Source organism: Oscillibacter sp. CU971, from assembly GCF_905219725.1.
Classification (GTDB): Bacteria; Bacillota; Clostridia; order Oscillospirales; family Oscillospiraceae; genus Oscillibacter.
Genome location: NZ_CAJMXG010000042.1, coordinates 1 through 17,127, shown reverse-complemented (window position 1 = coordinate 17,127; position 17,127 = coordinate 1). Strand labels below are relative to the sequence as shown.

General features: G+C 60.4%; 16 protein-coding genes. 15 read left to right on the top strand and 1 reads right to left on the bottom strand.

Annotation, left to right across the window (positions count from 1 at the left end):
- Nucleotides 1-1,374: 1,374 nt before the first annotated feature.
- Nucleotides 1,375-1,701 carry a DUF2190 family protein gene (locus tag JX325_RS05075; RefSeq protein WP_204790079.1) on the top strand — a complete coding sequence of 109 codons (327 nt, stop codon included), beginning with the start codon at nt 1,375-1,377 and terminating at the stop codon, nt 1,699-1,701.
- Nucleotides 1,702-2,668: 967 nt separating this feature from the next.
- Nucleotides 2,669-3,268 (top strand): hypothetical protein, encoded by a 600-nt coding sequence (locus JX325_RS05065; RefSeq protein ID WP_204790077.1) that lies wholly within the window; start codon nt 2,669-2,671, stop codon nt 3,266-3,268.
- A 31-nt stretch (nt 3,269-3,299) separates the two neighbouring features.
- Here the strand turns inward: JX325_RS05065 and JX325_RS05060 are convergent, their stop codons facing one another.
- Nucleotides 3,300-4,082, bottom strand: a complete 783-nt coding sequence (locus JX325_RS05060) for a hypothetical protein (protein ID WP_161844515.1) — start codon at nt 4,080-4,082, stop codon at nt 3,300-3,302.
- A gap of 115 nt (nt 4,083-4,197) precedes the next feature.
- Between JX325_RS05060 and JX325_RS05055 the strand changes: the two genes are divergently transcribed.
- The 13 genes from JX325_RS05055 to JX325_RS04990 all read left to right on the top strand — a co-directional run.
- Complete coding sequence (locus JX325_RS05055; protein WP_204790076.1) at nt 4,198-4,374, top strand: hypothetical protein; 177 nt, start codon at nt 4,198-4,200, stop codon at nt 4,372-4,374.
- Nucleotides 4,375-5,185: 811 nt separating this feature from the next.
- On the top strand, nt 5,186-6,646 hold the full coding sequence (locus tag JX325_RS05050) for a phage tail sheath family protein (RefSeq protein ID WP_204790075.1): 1,461 nt from the start codon (nt 5,186-5,188) through the stop codon (nt 6,644-6,646).
- 13 nt (nt 6,647-6,659) lie between these two features.
- Entirely contained in the window at nt 6,660-7,175 is a 516-nt protein-coding gene (locus JX325_RS05045) for a phage major tail tube protein (RefSeq protein WP_204790074.1), read from the top strand.
- A 39-nt stretch (nt 7,176-7,214) separates the two neighbouring features.
- Nucleotides 7,215-7,619 carry a phage tail assembly protein gene (locus JX325_RS05040; protein WP_204790073.1) on the top strand — a complete coding sequence of 135 codons (405 nt, stop codon included), beginning with the start codon at nt 7,215-7,217 and terminating at the stop codon, nt 7,617-7,619.
- Between the two features lie 144 nt (nt 7,620-7,763).
- Nucleotides 7,764-10,703, top strand: coding sequence for a phage tail tape measure protein (locus JX325_RS05035; protein WP_204790072.1), 2,940 nt, complete (start codon nt 7,764-7,766; stop codon nt 10,701-10,703).
- Between the two features lie 14 nt (nt 10,704-10,717).
- On the top strand, nt 10,718-10,930 hold the full coding sequence (locus JX325_RS05030; protein ID WP_204790071.1) for a tail protein X: 213 nt from the start codon (nt 10,718-10,720) through the stop codon (nt 10,928-10,930).
- 1,004 nt (nt 10,931-11,934) lie between these two features.
- Complete coding sequence (locus tag JX325_RS05020) at nt 11,935-12,345, top strand: phage baseplate assembly protein V (protein ID WP_160583904.1); 411 nt, start codon at nt 11,935-11,937, stop codon at nt 12,343-12,345.
- A 19-nt stretch (nt 12,346-12,364) separates the two neighbouring features.
- Nucleotides 12,365-12,655, top strand: a complete 291-nt coding sequence (locus JX325_RS05015; RefSeq protein ID WP_204790069.1) for a PAAR domain-containing protein — start codon at nt 12,365-12,367, stop codon at nt 12,653-12,655.
- Between the two features lie 3 nt (nt 12,656-12,658).
- Nucleotides 12,659-13,051, top strand: a complete 393-nt coding sequence (locus JX325_RS05010; protein ID WP_243413931.1) for a phage tail protein — start codon at nt 12,659-12,661, stop codon at nt 13,049-13,051.
- Nucleotides 13,048-13,362, top strand: coding sequence for a hypothetical protein (locus JX325_RS05005; protein ID WP_160583900.1), 315 nt, complete (start codon nt 13,048-13,050; stop codon nt 13,360-13,362). The genes JX325_RS05010 and JX325_RS05005 overlap by 4 nt, the downstream gene beginning before the upstream one ends.
- A complete protein-coding gene (locus JX325_RS05000; protein WP_243413930.1) occupies nt 13,355-14,509 on the top strand; it encodes a baseplate J/gp47 family protein in 1,155 nt (384 codons plus the stop codon). Before JX325_RS05005 ends, JX325_RS05000 begins: the two co-directional genes overlap by 8 nt.
- Complete coding sequence (locus tag JX325_RS04995; RefSeq protein WP_204790068.1) at nt 14,502-15,230, top strand: phage tail protein; 729 nt, start codon at nt 14,502-14,504, stop codon at nt 15,228-15,230. Before JX325_RS05000 ends, JX325_RS04995 begins: the two co-directional genes overlap by 8 nt.
- A gap of 10 nt (nt 15,231-15,240) precedes the next feature.
- Nucleotides 15,241-17,127 (top strand): hypothetical protein (locus JX325_RS04990; RefSeq protein ID WP_204790067.1); only part of this gene is annotated, 1,887 nt, incomplete at its 3' end.

Here is a 17,127-nt window from a genome sequence, read left to right as displayed (position 1 = left end):
ACCCTCCCCCTGCCGGGACGCCCAGCGCCACCGGAGAGGAGAACGCCCAGCGGGCCGTGGCGGAGGAGCGCCAGCGGATCGGTGACATTCTGGCCCTGTGCCGCCAGACCGGAATGGACCCGGCGGAGTATATCCGCAGCGGGGCCACCATGGACGCCGTGCGGGCCGCCGCTGTGGACCACATGATCCAGCATGGCGCCCCGGTGGTAGTGGGTGCCAGGGACAGCGGAATGGACAATTTCCGGGACGCGGCCAGAGACGCCATGCTGATCCAGGCGGGCGTGGAACTGGACAAGCCCGCCCAGGGCGCGGAGGATATGCGGGGTATGTCCATGCGGGATATGCTGATCGAGTGCATGGCCCGCAGCGGTGAGGGAACCGTAACGGAACTTTTGCGCCGGTCCCGTGCTGACCTGTGGGACACGGCGGTAAAGCAGTTCTTTAGTTCCACGGCGGACTTCCCCGCCATCATGGACAACGCCATCAAAAAGGCCATTGTCCAGCAGTATGACCTTGTGCCGGCCACCTTTGAGGAATGGACCAGCAAGGGGACCCTGCCGGACTTCAAGGCCAGCAAGGATCATGAGTATGTCATGGGCGGCGGCAACTTCCAGAAAGTGACCGAGGGCGGGGAGATCAAGGCCAGCACCCTGGAAACGGACCTGCTGCCCACCCGCAAGCTGGACACCTACGCCACCCAGTTCAGTATGACCCGCGAGGCGTTCATCAATGACGACATTGGTTTCCTGGCCAATATGCCGAAACAGTACACCCGTAAGGCCAAGCAGAAGATCAACCGCCAGGTATATGAGCGGATCTATAAGAACCCCGCAATTTTCGACGNCGCCCCACTGTTCGACGAGGCCCACAAGAACCTGATCGCCACGGGCAGCGCCCCCAGTATTGCGGTGCTGATGAAAATGATTNAAATGATGGGACTGCAGACGGACCAGTTTGGCGAAAGCATTATGGTGGAGCCTGCCACCATCATTGTGCCTGTGGGCTACGGCATGAAAGTGGAGCAGATCCTGGGCACGGCGCAGATCGACGTGGAGGGGATCGGCAGCCACACCGTAAACGTGCTGAATACCAAGTACAGGAACAAGATCAAAGTGGTACAGGAGGCCGTCCTGAATATCCTGTCCGCTGGTGCCGCCTGCCCCTGGTTTATGGCGGCAGATCCCAGGCTGGTGAAGTCCGTACAGGTGGACTATCTGAACGGAACCACCGCCCCCAGTTTCCGGCGGTCCGAAAAGGCCGGCTATTTGGGCTATCTGTGGGACATTTGGCTGGACTGGGGGATCAATGACGCGGATTTCCGGGGGATCCTGCGTAACAACGGTGTGCCCATGGGGCAGTAAGGAGGAACAGAACATGAAAGCGACCTATTACCAGAGAGGCGAAACCCTGGACTATTTCCCCACCGAGAACGTGGAAAACGGCGCGGTGGTGAGCCTGGGCACCAGGATCGGGGTAGCCGCCGCGCCTATCAGCGCCGGAGAACAGGGNGCCGTCCNTGTTGNGGGCGTGTTCGCCATGGCCAANGCCAACACCGAGGAGATCAAGCAGNNGGCCGCCGTCTACTATGACGCGGCGGCGGAGGCCATCNCCACCACGGCGGACGGGAACACCCCCGCCGGCTATGCGGCGGCGGACGCCGCCACCACCGCCACCAGTGTGCTGGTCAAGCTGCTGGGCTGATCGGAGGGCTGGAGCATGAAAAAACTGATTGCCCAGCGCCCGATTCGGTACATGGGCCGGACCTATGAACGCGGGGAGGCCATCCCCGCCCAGGATCCCAAAATGGTGGCGGCCTGGTTGAAAGCCAACAGCGCGGCGTGGACGGGCACGGACGTGGAGGACGCGGCCCGCGCCGCCATCCGGGAGGCCGNCCGGCGCTCCAGGGTGAACGACCAGGCGGCGGAGGCCATCCGGGCCATGGGCGTGACCGTCGAGGACACCGCCGGGGAGTTTGTGGGCGCCTCCAGNATGNAGGAACAGATCCGCGCCCTGTTCGCCCCTGGGGGCCTCCAGAACGGCGGCGGCACCGGGGAGGGGCAGGACCACGGCGACGGTGGAAACGTCGCCCAGGGTGGCCAGAACGCGCCGGGAGAGGGTGAAAACGGCCAGGGCGGCGGAACGTNCNCCATGCTGACCGGGCACCTNGACGCGGCGGACCTGGAGAAGTGGAAAAAGGCGGACCTGGAGAAACTGGCGGAGGACATGGGCGTGGATATTTCCAGGGCCAAGAACAACGCCGAGCGGGCCGCCATCCTGGCGGCGGTGGAGGTCCAGGCCCCTGCCAATGACCCCGAAAACGGCGGGGGTGCCCTGTAATGGGCGCCCCCAGCTTTAAGGAGTGTATCGCGGCGGACGTGCCCAATGTCTTTTTGAACCGTTTGGAGTTTGCGGACACCCACACCGTCNACGGCAAAAAAATGGCGGTGCTGGTGGATGAAAACGAACTGCTGGAGCGGGACAAAGGGAAATTAGGCGTACAGCAGACCGGACTATATAAATCCCGCCGCTTGATCTATGTGGCCCGGTCCGACTTTGGGCCGCGCCCGGCTATCGGGGCAGTCCTGACACTGGACCGCCAGCAATACAGGATTGTGGACTGCAAAGAGGAGGCCGGGATTTTCTCCATTGAATTGGGGGTGCCAAAATCGTGAGCGAACATCAAAATATTTTGCAGATCGACACAGACGTAGAACTGCAAAAAATTATTCGCCAGCTGGACAGCATACCGGATCAATTAAAGGCCCCCAGCGTGTTGGCGTCAGCACTGAACGCAACAGCCAATGAAATGAGGCGGACAATGGGGAAGAAAGCCAAGAAACGATACGCCATCACGGACGACAGGATCCTGAAAGAAAAAAAGCGGGGTGGTATGTTCCTGGAGCGGGCCACAGGGGACACACTGGAGGCGGGTTTGCTTTCCAAGGGGGCCATGGTGGAGGCTATGGCCTATATGACAAGAAGAAACACCGATACAACGGCGGCCATGCTGAAAGTGTTGAACGAAAGCCAGCTGACGGCGCTGGAAGTAGGTGGGCGGAAAGCGTTTGAAACCACGTTTGACAGCGGGCACACCGCCATTGTAAGGAGGCTGGGGGAAAACAGACTGCCAATATATCCGTTGATGTCACCGGCAGTCCCACTCCTGTATGGAAAAAGCTATGAGGAGGCGGAAATGGACTATTACGCTATTCTGCAAAAGCATATCCGGCGGCAGATAGAGCGGACGCTGGAGAGAAAAGCGGCATAAAAAAGCGGCCCCGGAGGGCCGCAAGTGCGGTTTAATTAGTCGCTGTAATTTTGCCGTCCTGCATAGCTGTAATTTGAATGTCAGCTATCCGGCTATCGCCAAGACTATTCACAAGGGCCTCCAAGGTTTCAATATCGGCAGCATTGTCTGTCAGCAAAGAAACAGAATAGCCGGGGCCATCCTCCATAAAGTCAACCGTACAGGAATAAAAACCGCCATATTGATTATCCAGTAGATTTTCAACACCGTCCTGAATTTCATACAGTTCTTCAAAAGAAACGTACTTATAGCCAATAGGAGTATCGTCTGCCCAGGTTTCCGGCATAACGGCACCAACTTTGTCCGAAAAAGTGGCGGTTTTAATGTCAATCATACCGTAATCAATTTGGACGAACCAAGCGCCGGGCGTGACGTGGAGACCGGAGCCATCATCAAGGACAATCCCAACCCAATTTAAGCCGCTACCGTCGCATTTGTTTTGACAAAATTCTGTAAGCTGTTCGCCGGTCACGGTGGCCATGTCGGTTTTTGAAATCTCGATATAGCCCCATTCCCCGATTTTTTCAGTGCCAAAACCATTCATTACATCGGCAATATGTAGTTCCGTCTCCATGAGCGGGTTTACAGCGGTAGGCGCGGGGGTATCAGGCGGCGTGGAGTTGTCCGGGGTGGAGGTATTCGGCGGTTGATCACTATTTCCCTTTTGATCTACGCTATTTCCGCCTAAATAGGAAATAGCGCCAAGGATAAGGACAACCGCCAGAATGATGGGCCACTTTTTCCGTTTGGGTTTTCCGTTTTCGCTCTTTTTCATTTTCGTTTTCCTTTCTTCGCTGGATATACCAGCGATATGCTGATTATTTCCACAAAATGATTATAAGCGGCAAAAAGTCACAAGTCAAGAGGCCGCAGAAAGGATTGGGGATTTTATGACTGAATACAGCAATATTTACCGCAGCGAGGACGGAACTGAGGTGGAGATCAAGATGAAAACCGGGTGCAAGACCGCTGACGATATGCGGAAGTCTTTGGGTTTTATGGCCCAATGTTCCCGCCAATTCTATCTGGAGGCGGCGGAAAAGTTTAAGGGAGGCCCCGGAGCATGACACAAGAATTTTTGCAGGACGCCGTGGTGGCGGACCTGGAACAGCTTTTCCAGGGGGAAACCCTGAAAAATTCCGCAGGTGAGGAGCGGCGGATCCGGGTATACCCCCAGGACCTGCCGATCCGAGCGGGGGCGGACATTGAACCAGACCCGGAACCCGTGGAGGAGGACCTGGAGGCGGAGCAGCCGGAGGACCAGACCACGGTGGAAACCGAGCCGGAGGACGTGCCGGAGCCTTATGTGATCGTCCGGNTGCCTGNCGGGGAACTGCCGNACCAGGACGCCCGCCAGCAGGTGGAGGTCATTCTGGTGGTGTGCGTCTATGACCCGGATCCGGGACGCCAGGGTTTCCGGGACGCGCTCCACATCGTCAACACCATTATGACCCACTACGGAAAAAACGGCATAGTGGGCCGGCGGTATGAGGTGCAATACCCCATAAAGTGGGTGACACAAGAGGAGGACACCCACCCATATTATTTTGCCGGCATGGCGCTGAAACTGGCCGCGCCGGCCATCTTCAAGGAGGTGCCAGAAGCATGAGCAAAGACCCCAAAAAGACCGTCCAGGCCGCTGGCCCGGTGGTCTACTGCGGCCCCACCATCCCCGGCGTGNCCGTACAGTTCACGACCTANANCAACGGGGTGCNCACCGCGCTGGAGGAGGCCACAAAGGAAAACCCGGTCCTGGACGGCCTGGTGGTCCCCCTGGAGCAGCTGCCGGAGGTNCGGCGNNAGTTCCACACCGGGGCCGGGCGCTATTACACCCTGTACCGCAAGGCCCAGGGGAACGGCTAAAGGAGGGAGAACAAAATGGCGTATTTTCACGGCGTATATAACAGCGAGATCGACACCAGCCTGACCGCCCCCATTCAGGGCAGCGNGGGCCTGCAGNTGATTTTCGGCACCGCCCCCATTCACCTGTCCAGGGACCCGGCGGCGGCGGTAAACAAGCCCATGCTGTGCTACTCTTTCGCGGAGTGCCAGCAGAATGTGGGGTATTCCGACAACTTCAAGGACTTTACCCTGTGCCAGAGCATTGACGCCTGTTTCCGTGTGTTCAACGTGGCGCCCATTATCCTGGTGAACGTGCTGGATCCCGGCAAGGCCAGCCACACCACCGTGAACGCGGCGGAGGACTGCCCCGTGGCGGACGGCCAGGTGGTTTATAAAAAGCCCTATGTCCTGCTGGACACCCTGGAGGTCAAGAACGGGGACGCCGCCCTGGTGGCAGACAGTGACTATATTGCCGCCCATGACAATGACGGCAACGTGTTGATCACCATTCTGGCCCAGGCGGCAAAGGAGGCGGCCACGCTGTCCGTGGCGTCCAAGAGCCTGAACCCCGCCGGCGNGACCCGTGCGGACGTGGTGGGCGGAGTGGACGCCATGACGGGCCAGGAAACGGGCATGGAACTGATCCGCCACATCTACCCCAAACTGGGCATGGTGCCGGGCCTGCTGCTGGCCCCCGGCTGGAGCGGGGACGCGGTGGTGGCGGCGGCGCTCCAGGCGAAAACCGAGGCCATCAACGGCGTTTTCGTCTGCAACTGTCTGCTGGATATTCCCACGGACGGGGANAACNGGGCCGCCGTCTACACGGACGCCAAGGTGGCAAAGGAGAAAATGGGGGCCAGTTCCAACCACGCCATGGCCCTGTGGCCCATGGTGGCGGTGGGGGATAAGATTTACCACTATTCCGCCATGTTCGGCGCCCTGACCGCCTACACGGACGCCACCAATGCCGACGTGCCCTATGAAAGCCCGTCCAATAAGGACCTGCGGATCACCGCAACGGTGCTGGCGGACGGCACCGAGGTGGTCCTGGACCAGCAGCAGGCCAACGATATGCTGAACGCCAACGGGATCACCACCGCCATCAATATGAACGGTTTCAAGTCCTGGGGGAACAAGACGGCGGCCTATCCCTCCACCACGGATCCCAAAGATATGTGGTTTGCTGTGCGGCGTTTCTTCGACTGGGACGGAAACAATTTTATCCGCACATATTTCCAGAAAGTGGACAAGCCGGGCAACAAGCGGCTGATCCGGTCCATCGTGGACAGCCAGAACATTGTGGGCAACGGCTATGTGAAACGCGACTACTGCGCCGGCTACCGGCTGGAGTTCCTGGAGAGCGAGAACCCGGCCACAAATCTGCTGAACGGCCACCTGACCGTCCACACGTTCCTGGCGCCCTATATTCCGGCGGAGTACATCGAGAATATCCGGGAGTATGACGTGGACGCCCTGACGGCGGCCCTGACCGCGTAAATGGGAGGTACACATGAAAACTATTCCGACCAAGATCAATAAATACAACGTCTACAACGCCGGAAACCGCCTGCTGGGCATGGGGGATGAAGTCACCCTTCCCAGTTTCGAGGCGTCCAGCGAAACGGTGAGCGGCGCGGGCGTCCTGGGCGAGTTCGACGATCCCACCGTGGGCTATTTCTCCAACATGGAACAGGAAATCCCGTTCCGGGTGCTGGACCAGGAGGCTGTGGACATGCTGGACCAGACCAAGGCGGTCCAACTGGAACTGCGGGGCGGTCAGCAGACCACCAATTCCGTGGGTGATATTGAGTTCCGGCCCATGCGCGTGGTGGTCCGTGGCCGTATGGCGGGGTTTGACCCCGGCAAGGTCAAGGCCGGCAACGGCATGGAAACCAGCGTGAAGCTGACGATCCTCTATATCCTGATCGAACTGGAGGACAAGCCCATGGTGGAACTGGACAAGATCAACGAGGTTTTCAAGATCCGGGGCGTGGACGTTCTGGCCAAGATCAAGGAAATGTGCTGACCCGCCGGCGGCGGATAAAAACGAAAAGGAGAAACCGACATGGAAAAGAACAAGCTGGAGACTGCCGCCACCGAGCGGGAGGAAATGGAGGCCCTGGAGGCGCGGGCCGAGGCCGAGGACGGAGAGGCCGCTGAGCCGGAGGATCTGGTGCTGCGGTTTGCCAAGCCGTACAAGTTCGGCGGGATGGAGTACACCGAGGTGGACCTGTCCGGCCTGGAGGACGTGACGGCGGGGGTGCTGGAGAACGTGGGCAAGATTGCGGCCAAGAAAAACCCCGGCATGAACCCGGCCTTGCAGGAAATGTCCCTGACGTTCTGCACCTGCCTGGCCCAGCGGGTGGCCAAGCTTCCCCTGGAGTTCTTCGAGAAACTGCCGGCCAGGGAGGCCATCAAGCTGAAAACCATGGTAACGGGTTTTTTGTACGGCGGGGATGGGGAGGACTAACCCCGGAGGCGATCCGCAAGGGCTGTGTGGCCCTGTCCCTACAGTTACATAGCAGCCAGGAGTTTTTCCTATCCCTGCAGGTGGACGACCTGAACGAATATGCGGAAACGGTCAAAGCCATTTGGGAGGAGGCGAAACGCCGCAATGGCAAAAAGTAAAGTTTATGAACTGGCCATAAAGATCAACGGCAAATTGGACAGTTCCCTGAAAAAAGCCTGTGCGGCGGCAGCGCAAAACCTGGAAACGGTGGGAAATGCGGCAAAAACCGCCGGCAAAGTGGTGGCAGGCGCGTCCGCCGCTATCGTGGGAGCAACTGCCACCATGGGAGCCGCCGCCGTTAATGCAGCGGCGGAATACCAGACCCAACTTGCCAATATCTCCACCCTGCTGACCGGGACCGAGGCGGAGGTGGCCGCCAGAACAGCGGAGATCGGGGATCAAGTCCTGGAAATTTCCAACAAAACCGGGGTGGTCACTGGCAACCTGACCGACGGAATGTATCAGGTCATTTCCGCATTTGGTGACAGCGCAGACGCGGCCAGCATTCTGGAAACCGCCGCAAAATCGGCGGCAGCCGGAAACGCTACCACGGCGGACAGTATTAACCTGCTGTCTGCCGTGACAAAGGGCTATGGCGACACATCGGCGGCAGCTGTCCAAAAGGCAGCGGATCTATCTTTCGCCACTGTGCGGCTGGGGCAAACCTCNTTCCCGGNACTGGCCGCCTCCATGGGAAAAGNGATACCGCTGGCCGGAACCCTGGGGCTGGAACAGGAACAGCTTTTCGGCGCCATGGCCACCCTGACCGGCGTAACGGGATCCACGGCGGAGGTGGTCACCCAGTTAAAGGCCACCATGCAAGGGTTTTTGTNACCGTCCAAAAATATGCAGGCCGCCCTTGCCTCTATGGGCTATGAGAGCGGCCAGGCGTTGCTTGAAAGCAAAGGCTTACAGGGGGCGCTTGACGCATTAAAGGACAGTGTACACGGGGACGAACTGGCATTTGCGGGACTGTTTTCGTCCGTAGAGGCACAAACCGCCGTGCTGGCCATGGCGGGCACACAGTCCGAAAATCTGGCCAGCAAGACAGCGGAAATGTATGAGGCCGCTGGGGCGGCAGACACGGCTTTTCAGCGGCAGACCAACACCCTGAAATATACGGTCCAAACTGTCAAAAACCTGGGTAAAAATTTCCTGACACAGATAGGGACCAATATACTGCCGTATGTCAATGATCTGGCGGAGGCCGCCCTGCCAAAAGTGCAAAACGCACTGGAGGCCGCCGGGGACTATGTAGAAAAATCCATCATACCAACGGCAGAAAAGGCCGTGAAATGGATCGGAGAAAACAAAACGGCGATCCTGGCCGTTGCAAGTGCCGCCGTGACAGCTGTGGGCGCATTTAAGGCCCTGCAAGTGGCCACTGCCGCCATAGGAGCGGTGAAAAACCTGTCTACTATTTTTAAGGCGGCGTCTGGCGGCGGGAAAATTCTAAACGCGGTGATGGGAATGGGCGGCGTAAAGCTGGCCATAATCGCCGGAGTAATCGCGGCGGTGGCGGCGGGGTTTGTCCTGCTGTGGAANAAAAGCGAGAAATTCCGGGANACCGTCATGGTCCTGTGGGGCCAGCTGCAAACCNTGGGCGGCGCTCTGGCCGATATGGCGGGCGCTATATGGGCAAAGGCCGCCCCCCTGCTGGAAATGCTGGGAAATGCCCTGCTGAACGGCCTGGAGCGGGCGGTGGACCTGCTGGCCCCCGTGGCCGGGAANATCCTGGGCATNTTTACCGGANTAGCCGATTTTATCACCGGCGTGTTTACGGGCGACTGGGACAAAGCCTTGCAGGGCCTCCAAAATATTTTTGGAAATGCGCTGTCCGGGCTGGGCAACCTGGCCGTGGCCGGATTTACCGCCATTCTGGAGATCGGCACCTCCATCTGGCCCGCCATTGATAACGCAGTACAGNCGGGGATCGCCNCCATTGCCAGCCGTTTCCCGGTGCTGGGCGCTGTCCTGGGGTCCCTGTGGGCCACTGTTCAAAAAGTGTGGTCCAATATCCAGGTAATCCTCCAGAACGCGATCCAGTTTGTCCAAAATGTTTTTGCGGGCAACTGGTCCGGCGCCTGGCAGAACATAGTAAATATTTTCAGCACGATTTTCAGCACCGTGGCCTCCATAGCCATGGCCCCCATGAATATGCTGGCCAACGGGGTGCAGGCCGCCATCAATTCCGTGGCCACGTTCCTGTCTGAAAAATTCCCATTCCTGGGCGCCCTCTTTTCCGGCTGGGCCGCCAGTATTTCCGCCNCCATCGAGAACATAAAGGCCATTTTCAGCGGAATTATTGATTTTGTCCAGAACGTATTTTCCGGGAACTGGTCCGCCGCATGGCAGAATATCGTGGACATTTTCGGGAACCTATTCGGCATGATCGTCAACCTGGCAAAAGCCCCTATTAACGGGGTCATTTCCGCCATCAACTTTGTGCTGGAGAAGATCAACGGCATTTCTGTCACGATCCCGGACTGGGTGCCGGGCGTGGGCGGGACCACCCTGGGCTTTAACATTCCGACCATTCCCCAGCTGGCCACCGGCGGCATTGTCACCGCCCCCACCATCCTGGAGGCGGGCGAGGGCGGCGAGGCGGAGGCGATCCTGCCCCTGTCCAAACTGGCCGCCATGCTCCAGAGCGTGGCCAATGCGCCGGAGATCCCGGACCTGGGGAACCGGGAGGACGGCCCGGAGGAGGCGCCCCTGGCCCAGCTGGCCAAAATGCTGGACGACTGGACCAGGAACAACAAACCGGACCCGCATGGACCGGGCCAGGGCGGCGGCGGTGGCTGGGACTTCCCGGAACCGCAGCCAACCGGAGCAAACGACGCCCCGCCCCCGGCGGGCGGCCAAAACCCGCCGGGCGGCGGCGTGGACACGATCACCTTTGCCCCCGTGTTCAACTTCTACGGGGGAGTTACCAAAGAGGAGGCCGTGGAGGCCGGGAAAGTGAGTTTTGCGGAGTTCAAGCGCCTGTATAACCAACTGAAAGCGGAGGAGCGCCGCAAGAATTTGAGCGCGTCCACACGGTAAAGGAGGAGCGGACCATGGCAGGCACATATACCACCCGGCAGGGGGACGCCTGGGACGCTATCGCCCACCGGGTTTATGGCAGCGTGAAATATACCGGCTGGCTGATGGAGAACAACCACCCCAACCTGGACACGTTCCGGTTTCAGGCCGGGGTGGTCCTCCAGACACCGGACCCGCCGGCGGACAGTCTGGCGGATAATATGCCGATATGGAGGACCGAGGCATGAGGACACGGCGGGCGTATGTGGATCTGACCTGGAACGGCGCAGCCGTGGCCGGTAAAATGAGCGGCTACCAAAAAGACGTGACCTATACAGACCCGGCCAGCGGAGAGGCGGACAGTATAGACGTTTCGATCCATGACCGGGGCGGGACGTGGATCGGCCCGTGGTTTCCTGAAACCGGGGACACCCTGGCGGCCACCATCAAGGCCATGGACTGGGCCGGNCCGGGTGACACCCGGATCCTGCCCTGCGGGTCCTTTGTGCTGGACAACTTCAATTTTTCCGGCTGGCCCATAGCGGGCACCATTTCCGGCGTGTCCGTCCCAGCGGACAGTTCTTTCCGGGAAACCGAGCGGAGCAAAACCTGGGAAAATGTCACCGTGGAGGAGATCGGAAAGGAGATCGCGGGCCGGGCGGGCGTGTCCCTGTCCTATGACGTGGAGGGCGGCCCCATTCAGATCAAGACCATAGAGCAATCCGAGCGGACAGACTGCGATTTTTACATGGAACTGTGCAGCACCTACGGCCTGGCCATGAAAGTCTATTCTAAAAAAATCGTGGTTTTTGACCGGGAGGCATACAAGGCCAAAGGGCCGGCGGCCACCATCACCCCGGACATGATCCAGTCCTGGAACTGGGACCGGAAACTGGCCGGCACCTACACCGGCGGGGAGTACACATACACGGACCCCGGCACCGAGGAGGAAATAAAGGTCAACGTGGGAGAGGGTCCCCGGATCCTGAAAGTTTCCGGCAAGGCGGACAACAAAGCCGACGCGGAGCGCAAGATCAAGGCGGCGGTGGCCAACGCCAACCATGGCGCCAGCAAAATGTCCGTGACCATCATGGGCACTGCCTCCCTGGTGGCCTCCCAATGCGTGGCCATGGTGGGCCTGGGGAAACTGTCCGGGAAATATTACATTGACCAGATCACCCACCACATCGGCGGCAGCGGCTACACCATGGACCTGGACCTGTCCCTGGTGGAATGAGGAGAGGAGGCGCACATGGGAAACGAGATCCGGCTGGGCAAGGTTTCAGCCGTGGACCACCCCGCCGGCATGGTGCGGGTGGTGTACCACGAAAAAGACGACGACGTGACCCGCATGATCCCCATTCTGTCCACGGTTTTTTCCGGGGTTTACAGTATGCCGGAGGTGGGGGATCAGGTTTTGGTCCTCCATCTGTCCAATGGCACCGAGGCCGGGGTGGTCCTGGGCCGCCCCTGGAGCGAAAAGACCAAGCCCCCGGAGGGGGCGGAAAAGCTGTACCGCCTGGACATGGACCGCGCCCCCGGCGTGGCCATGGTCCGCTATGACGGCAAGGCCAAGGACCTGACGATCCACTGTGACGGGACCCTGAACATTACGGCGGGCGGCGCCATCACCATCAACGGGAAAACCATTGACCTGAACTAAAGGAGAGGAGGCGGAGGCCATGCCGGCAGCAACACGCAAAGGGGACCAATGCACCGGACACGACGCCTGCCCACCTGTTCCCCTGGTGGAGTATAGCCCGGACGTGAACATAAACGGGCGGGGCGCTGGCCGCGTGGGGGACCACTACGCCACCCACGGCTGTGTCGCACACCCCGGACACCAGGACGTGATCGCTGCCGGGAGTTCCACGGTATTCATTAACAAAAAACCCGCCGCCAGGATCGGGGACGCCGTTTCCATCGGCGGGACGGCCCAGGACGGCAGCGGGAATGTGAGGATAGGGGGGTAAGCTGTGGCCATTGGATCGCTGGGCGGGATCGTCTTTCAGGTGAGCGACAGCGCCGTTTTGACCTTTAAGGGAATGACCCGCGAGGTTTCCAGCCGGTGGGTGGAGCATGAGGTCATGGGCGTAAAGCCGAAACCGGAATTTTTAGGGGCAGGCAATCAAAAGATCACCCTGCCCATTACCCTGTCCGCCGGCCTGGGCGTAAAACCCCGCAAAATGCTGGAACTGGTGGAGCGCATGGTGGAAAGCGGCGACGCGGAATATTTGATCATAAAGGGCAGGCCGGTGGGCCGCCACCCGTTCCGCCTGACCGCCTCCAGTGAAACATGGGGGGATATGTACGGCCACGGCGAACTGGCCAAGGCAAACCTGACCATTACCCTGGAGGAATACACATGACACACGGGACCAACTTGCAGCTGTACGACTTCAAGCTGGAATACACGTTCCAGGACAACGCCCTGGCGGAACTGGACCGGCAGCTGGCCCTGCTGCTGTCCACCCAGGTGGGAACCATGCCGCTGGATCGGGAGTTTGGGATCCAACAGAACTATGTGGACAAGCCCCCGGAGGTGGTAAAAAGCCTATACACGGCGGAGGTAACGAAAAAGGTCCCGCAGTTCATTCCATGGGTGCGGGTCTATGAGGTTACATGGAATTATGGAGAACAAGGGCACATCAAGCCAAAGGTGGTGATCACCCGTGCCTGAAATTTCGGTAGTGAAGAACCTGCCGGACGTTAGTTTCATCGACGGGGCAACGGTGGAGGATATACGCGGGGAAATGGTGGCGGACTATGAGGCATTTATGTCCCAGGCCACCGGGCGCCCGCTGACCCTGGACCGGGCAAGCCCCCACCGTATGGAGTTATACGCGGCGGCGGCGCAAATCTACCACGCCCTGCAGTACATTGACCGAGCGGGCAAGCAGAACCTTTTGAAATACAGCTATTCCAATTTCCTGGACCACCTGGCGGCCTTTAAGGGGCTGACACGGGAACCGGAGGCGGCGGCCACCACCACCCTGCGCTTTACTCTTTCGGCGGAGCGGGAGGCGGCCACGGGGATCCCGGTGGGCACCAGGGCGGCGGTGCCGGACTGGTCCGTGTACTTCGCAACCACCCAATACATGGAGATCCCGGCGGGGGCCATGTCGGTGGACGTGCCGGCGGCCTGTACCATGACCGGAGAGGCGGGCAACCGCATGGCCGTGGGGGAACTGTCCAAGCTGGTGGACCCGATCCCCTACATGGCCAGCGTGTCCAATATCACCGTGACCGCCGGAGGCGCGGAGGTGGAGAGCGACGACCACCTGGCGGAGCGGGTTTACCTGTTCCCCGGATCCTACTCCACCGCCGGACCGGAGGCAAATTACAAATACCACGCCAAAAAGTTCAACGTGAACGTGGGCGACGTGGTGGTGGTGAGCGACCAGGCGGCGGGCACCGTGGATCTTTATTTCCTTATGACGGACGNGAGCAAACCGCCGGAGGAAATGATCACCGGCCTGGAAAACTACCTGCGGGACAACAACATTAGACCCATGACGGACCTGGTGCGGGTGGCCGCCCCGGCGGAGGTGGAATACTCCATCGACCTGACCTATTACATCAACCGGAGCGACAGCAACCGGGCCGTGGACATTCAGACCGCCGTGGCCGCCGCTGTGGGCCAATATACCGCATGGCAGCGGGCCATAGGCCGGGACATTAACCCCTCCAAGCTGGGGGAAATGGTCATGGCGGCGGGGGCCAAGCGGGTGGAAATGGCCGCCCCCGCCCACCAGATCGTGGGTGCCAAGTCCGTGGCGCTGCTGACCGGCCAGGCCGTCCGCTATGGAGGGCTGGAGGATGATTGACCTACGGGGCAGCCGTTTCACGGACATTATGCCGGAGAACCTGGCCAGCCAACTGGAAACCCAGGCTTTTGCCTACGCCCTGGGGCGGCAGATCGAAAAGCTGTGCGCCTACGCGGANGGGGTGCATATTTACGCCGCCGTGGCCTCCATGCCGGAGAAGATCCTGGACGTGCTGGCGGTGGAACTGCGGACCCCGGCCTATAATCAGAAATTTTCCATTGAGGTCAAGCGGGCGCTGATCGAGGGGACCCTGACCTTTTACGCCCGCATGGGCACCCCGGCAGCCTGTAACCAGATCATAGAAACCATTTTCGGCAGCGGCTACATAGAAGAATGGTTTGACTATGACGGAAACCCCCACCATTTCCGGGCGTATGTGGGCGACGGCGGGCAGGTGGACCCCACGGACCTGGCGGAGTTCCGGCGGGTCCTGGCTAATGTGAAACGCCTGTCCAGCTGGCTGGATGAAGTGATCACCATTTCCACCTTTGAGGAGGAGATCCTGACCTTTGCCGGCTACCTGGATCCGGGCTATTCCGTGACCACGCTGCCGGAGGCGCCCATGGACTACGACCACAACGCCGTGGCCGTCCTGATCGGCGCGGTGGGGTCCATCAACACCACCACGCTGCCGGAGGGGGCCGTGGACCTGGACGCGGACGCCGTGGCCTGCGGCGCATTTAGTACATTTACCGCCACCACCATACCGGCGGCGGANTAAGGAGGAAAAAATGTTTTACGGTTTTGTGATCACCGAGGCCGGAAACCAACTGCTGGCCAAAATGGTGGCGGGGCAAACGCTGAAACTGTCCGGCGTGTTCATGGACCTGGGGACGGTGGAGGACAAGGAAACCGCCCGCCAGCTGATCGCCCCCCTGGAGCCGGGACCGGCGGGCACCAGCACGGTTCCCACCGTCAAGGGCAACCAGGTGGGCATGATCGTCCAGTTCCGCAGCGACCTGGACGGCGGGCTGAAAGAGGACAAATGGATCGGCGGTTTCGGCGTCTATGCGGAGGACCCGGACACCGGGGACCCCGTTATGATCTACTACGCCAGCCTGGGGCACCAGCGCCAGCCCATAGCGGCCTATGTGGAGGGGACCGCGCCGGACGTGCGGAATTTCCCCATTTCCATCCGTGTCACGTCCGGGGTGGACGCCACCCTGACCTATCCGGCGGGGGCGTGGATGACTGCGGAGGACGTGCTGCTGTACTTCAATGAAACCATCAAGCCGGAACTGGAGGCAGCCCTGGCCGGGCTGATCGAGGCCCACAACACCGACGAAAACGCCCACCCGGACCTGGCGGCGGCGGTGGCGGAGGCCCTGCGGATTGCCAGGGAGGCCCTGGAGGCGGCCATGGCGGCGGACGGTAAGGCGGACACCGCGCTGGCGGCAGCCCGGAAAGCGTTGGAGGACGCGGAGGCGGCCATGGCGGCGGCCAGAGCGGCCCAGGAGGCCGCAGAAACGGCGCAGAAAGCCATTACAGACCTGACCAGCACCATTGACGCGGTGCCCAGTCAAAGCGGCGTGTTGACCTTTACAGGGGCGGAGCAGGCACCCGTCTGGAACAACTACAACCCCGCCGCCCTGGTTATGACCGGGGAAACCACGGGGACCAACGCCGGGACATATACGGCCACCTTCACCCCCGTGGAGGGCTACAAGTGGCGGGACGGCACCACGGACGCCAAGAGCGTGACCTGGACCATCGGGCGGGCCATTATCATGGGGATCCCTGCGCAGAGCGGGAGCCTGACCTATAACGGATCGGCCCAGTCCCCTGTCTGGAGCGGGCACGACGCCGCAAAGCTGACAATCGGCGGGACCACCAGCGGAACCAACGCGGGCAGCTACAACGCCACCTTTACCCCCGGAGCCAATTACCAGTGGAGTGACGGGACCACGACGGCCAAGACGGTGGCCTGGTCCATTGGGCGGGCGTCCGTGGGGGTGCCCAGCCAGAGCGGAACCCTAACCTACAACGGATCGGCCCAGTCCCCCGTCTGGAGCGGGCACGACGCCGCAAAGCTGACAATCGGCGGGACCACCAGCGGAACCAACGCGGGCAGTTACAACGCCACCTTTACCCCGGTTTCCAATTACCAGTGGAGTGACGGTAGCACGGCGGCAAAGACGGTGGCCTGGTCCATCGGCAAGGCGGCGGGATCCTCCAGTTTGAACAAGTCCAGCCTGGCATTGAGTACGGGAACCATGTCCGGCACCATTTCCGTGACGCGGGCCGGAAACGGGGCTGTGTCCGCCTCCTCCAGCAACACCAACGTGGCAGTGGTGAGCGTGTCCGGCACCACCGTGACCGTGACCGCCAAGGCCAAGGGCACCGCTACCATTACCATCAAGGTGGCGGCGGGCACCAACCACACCGCCCCGGCGGACAAGACCTGCAGCGTGACCGTGACCCTGCCCACCACCTCCCTGAATGATAATACATGGGCAACCATCAAGGAAGTTTCCGACGCCGGCCAGGGTGAAAACTACTGGAGCGTGGGCGACACCAAGCGGATCACCATCAACGGCAAGGTGGGGAATTTCACTTTTTCCAATCTGGCCATTGACGCCTTTATTATCGGCTTTAACCACAATAGCAGCCGGGAGGGC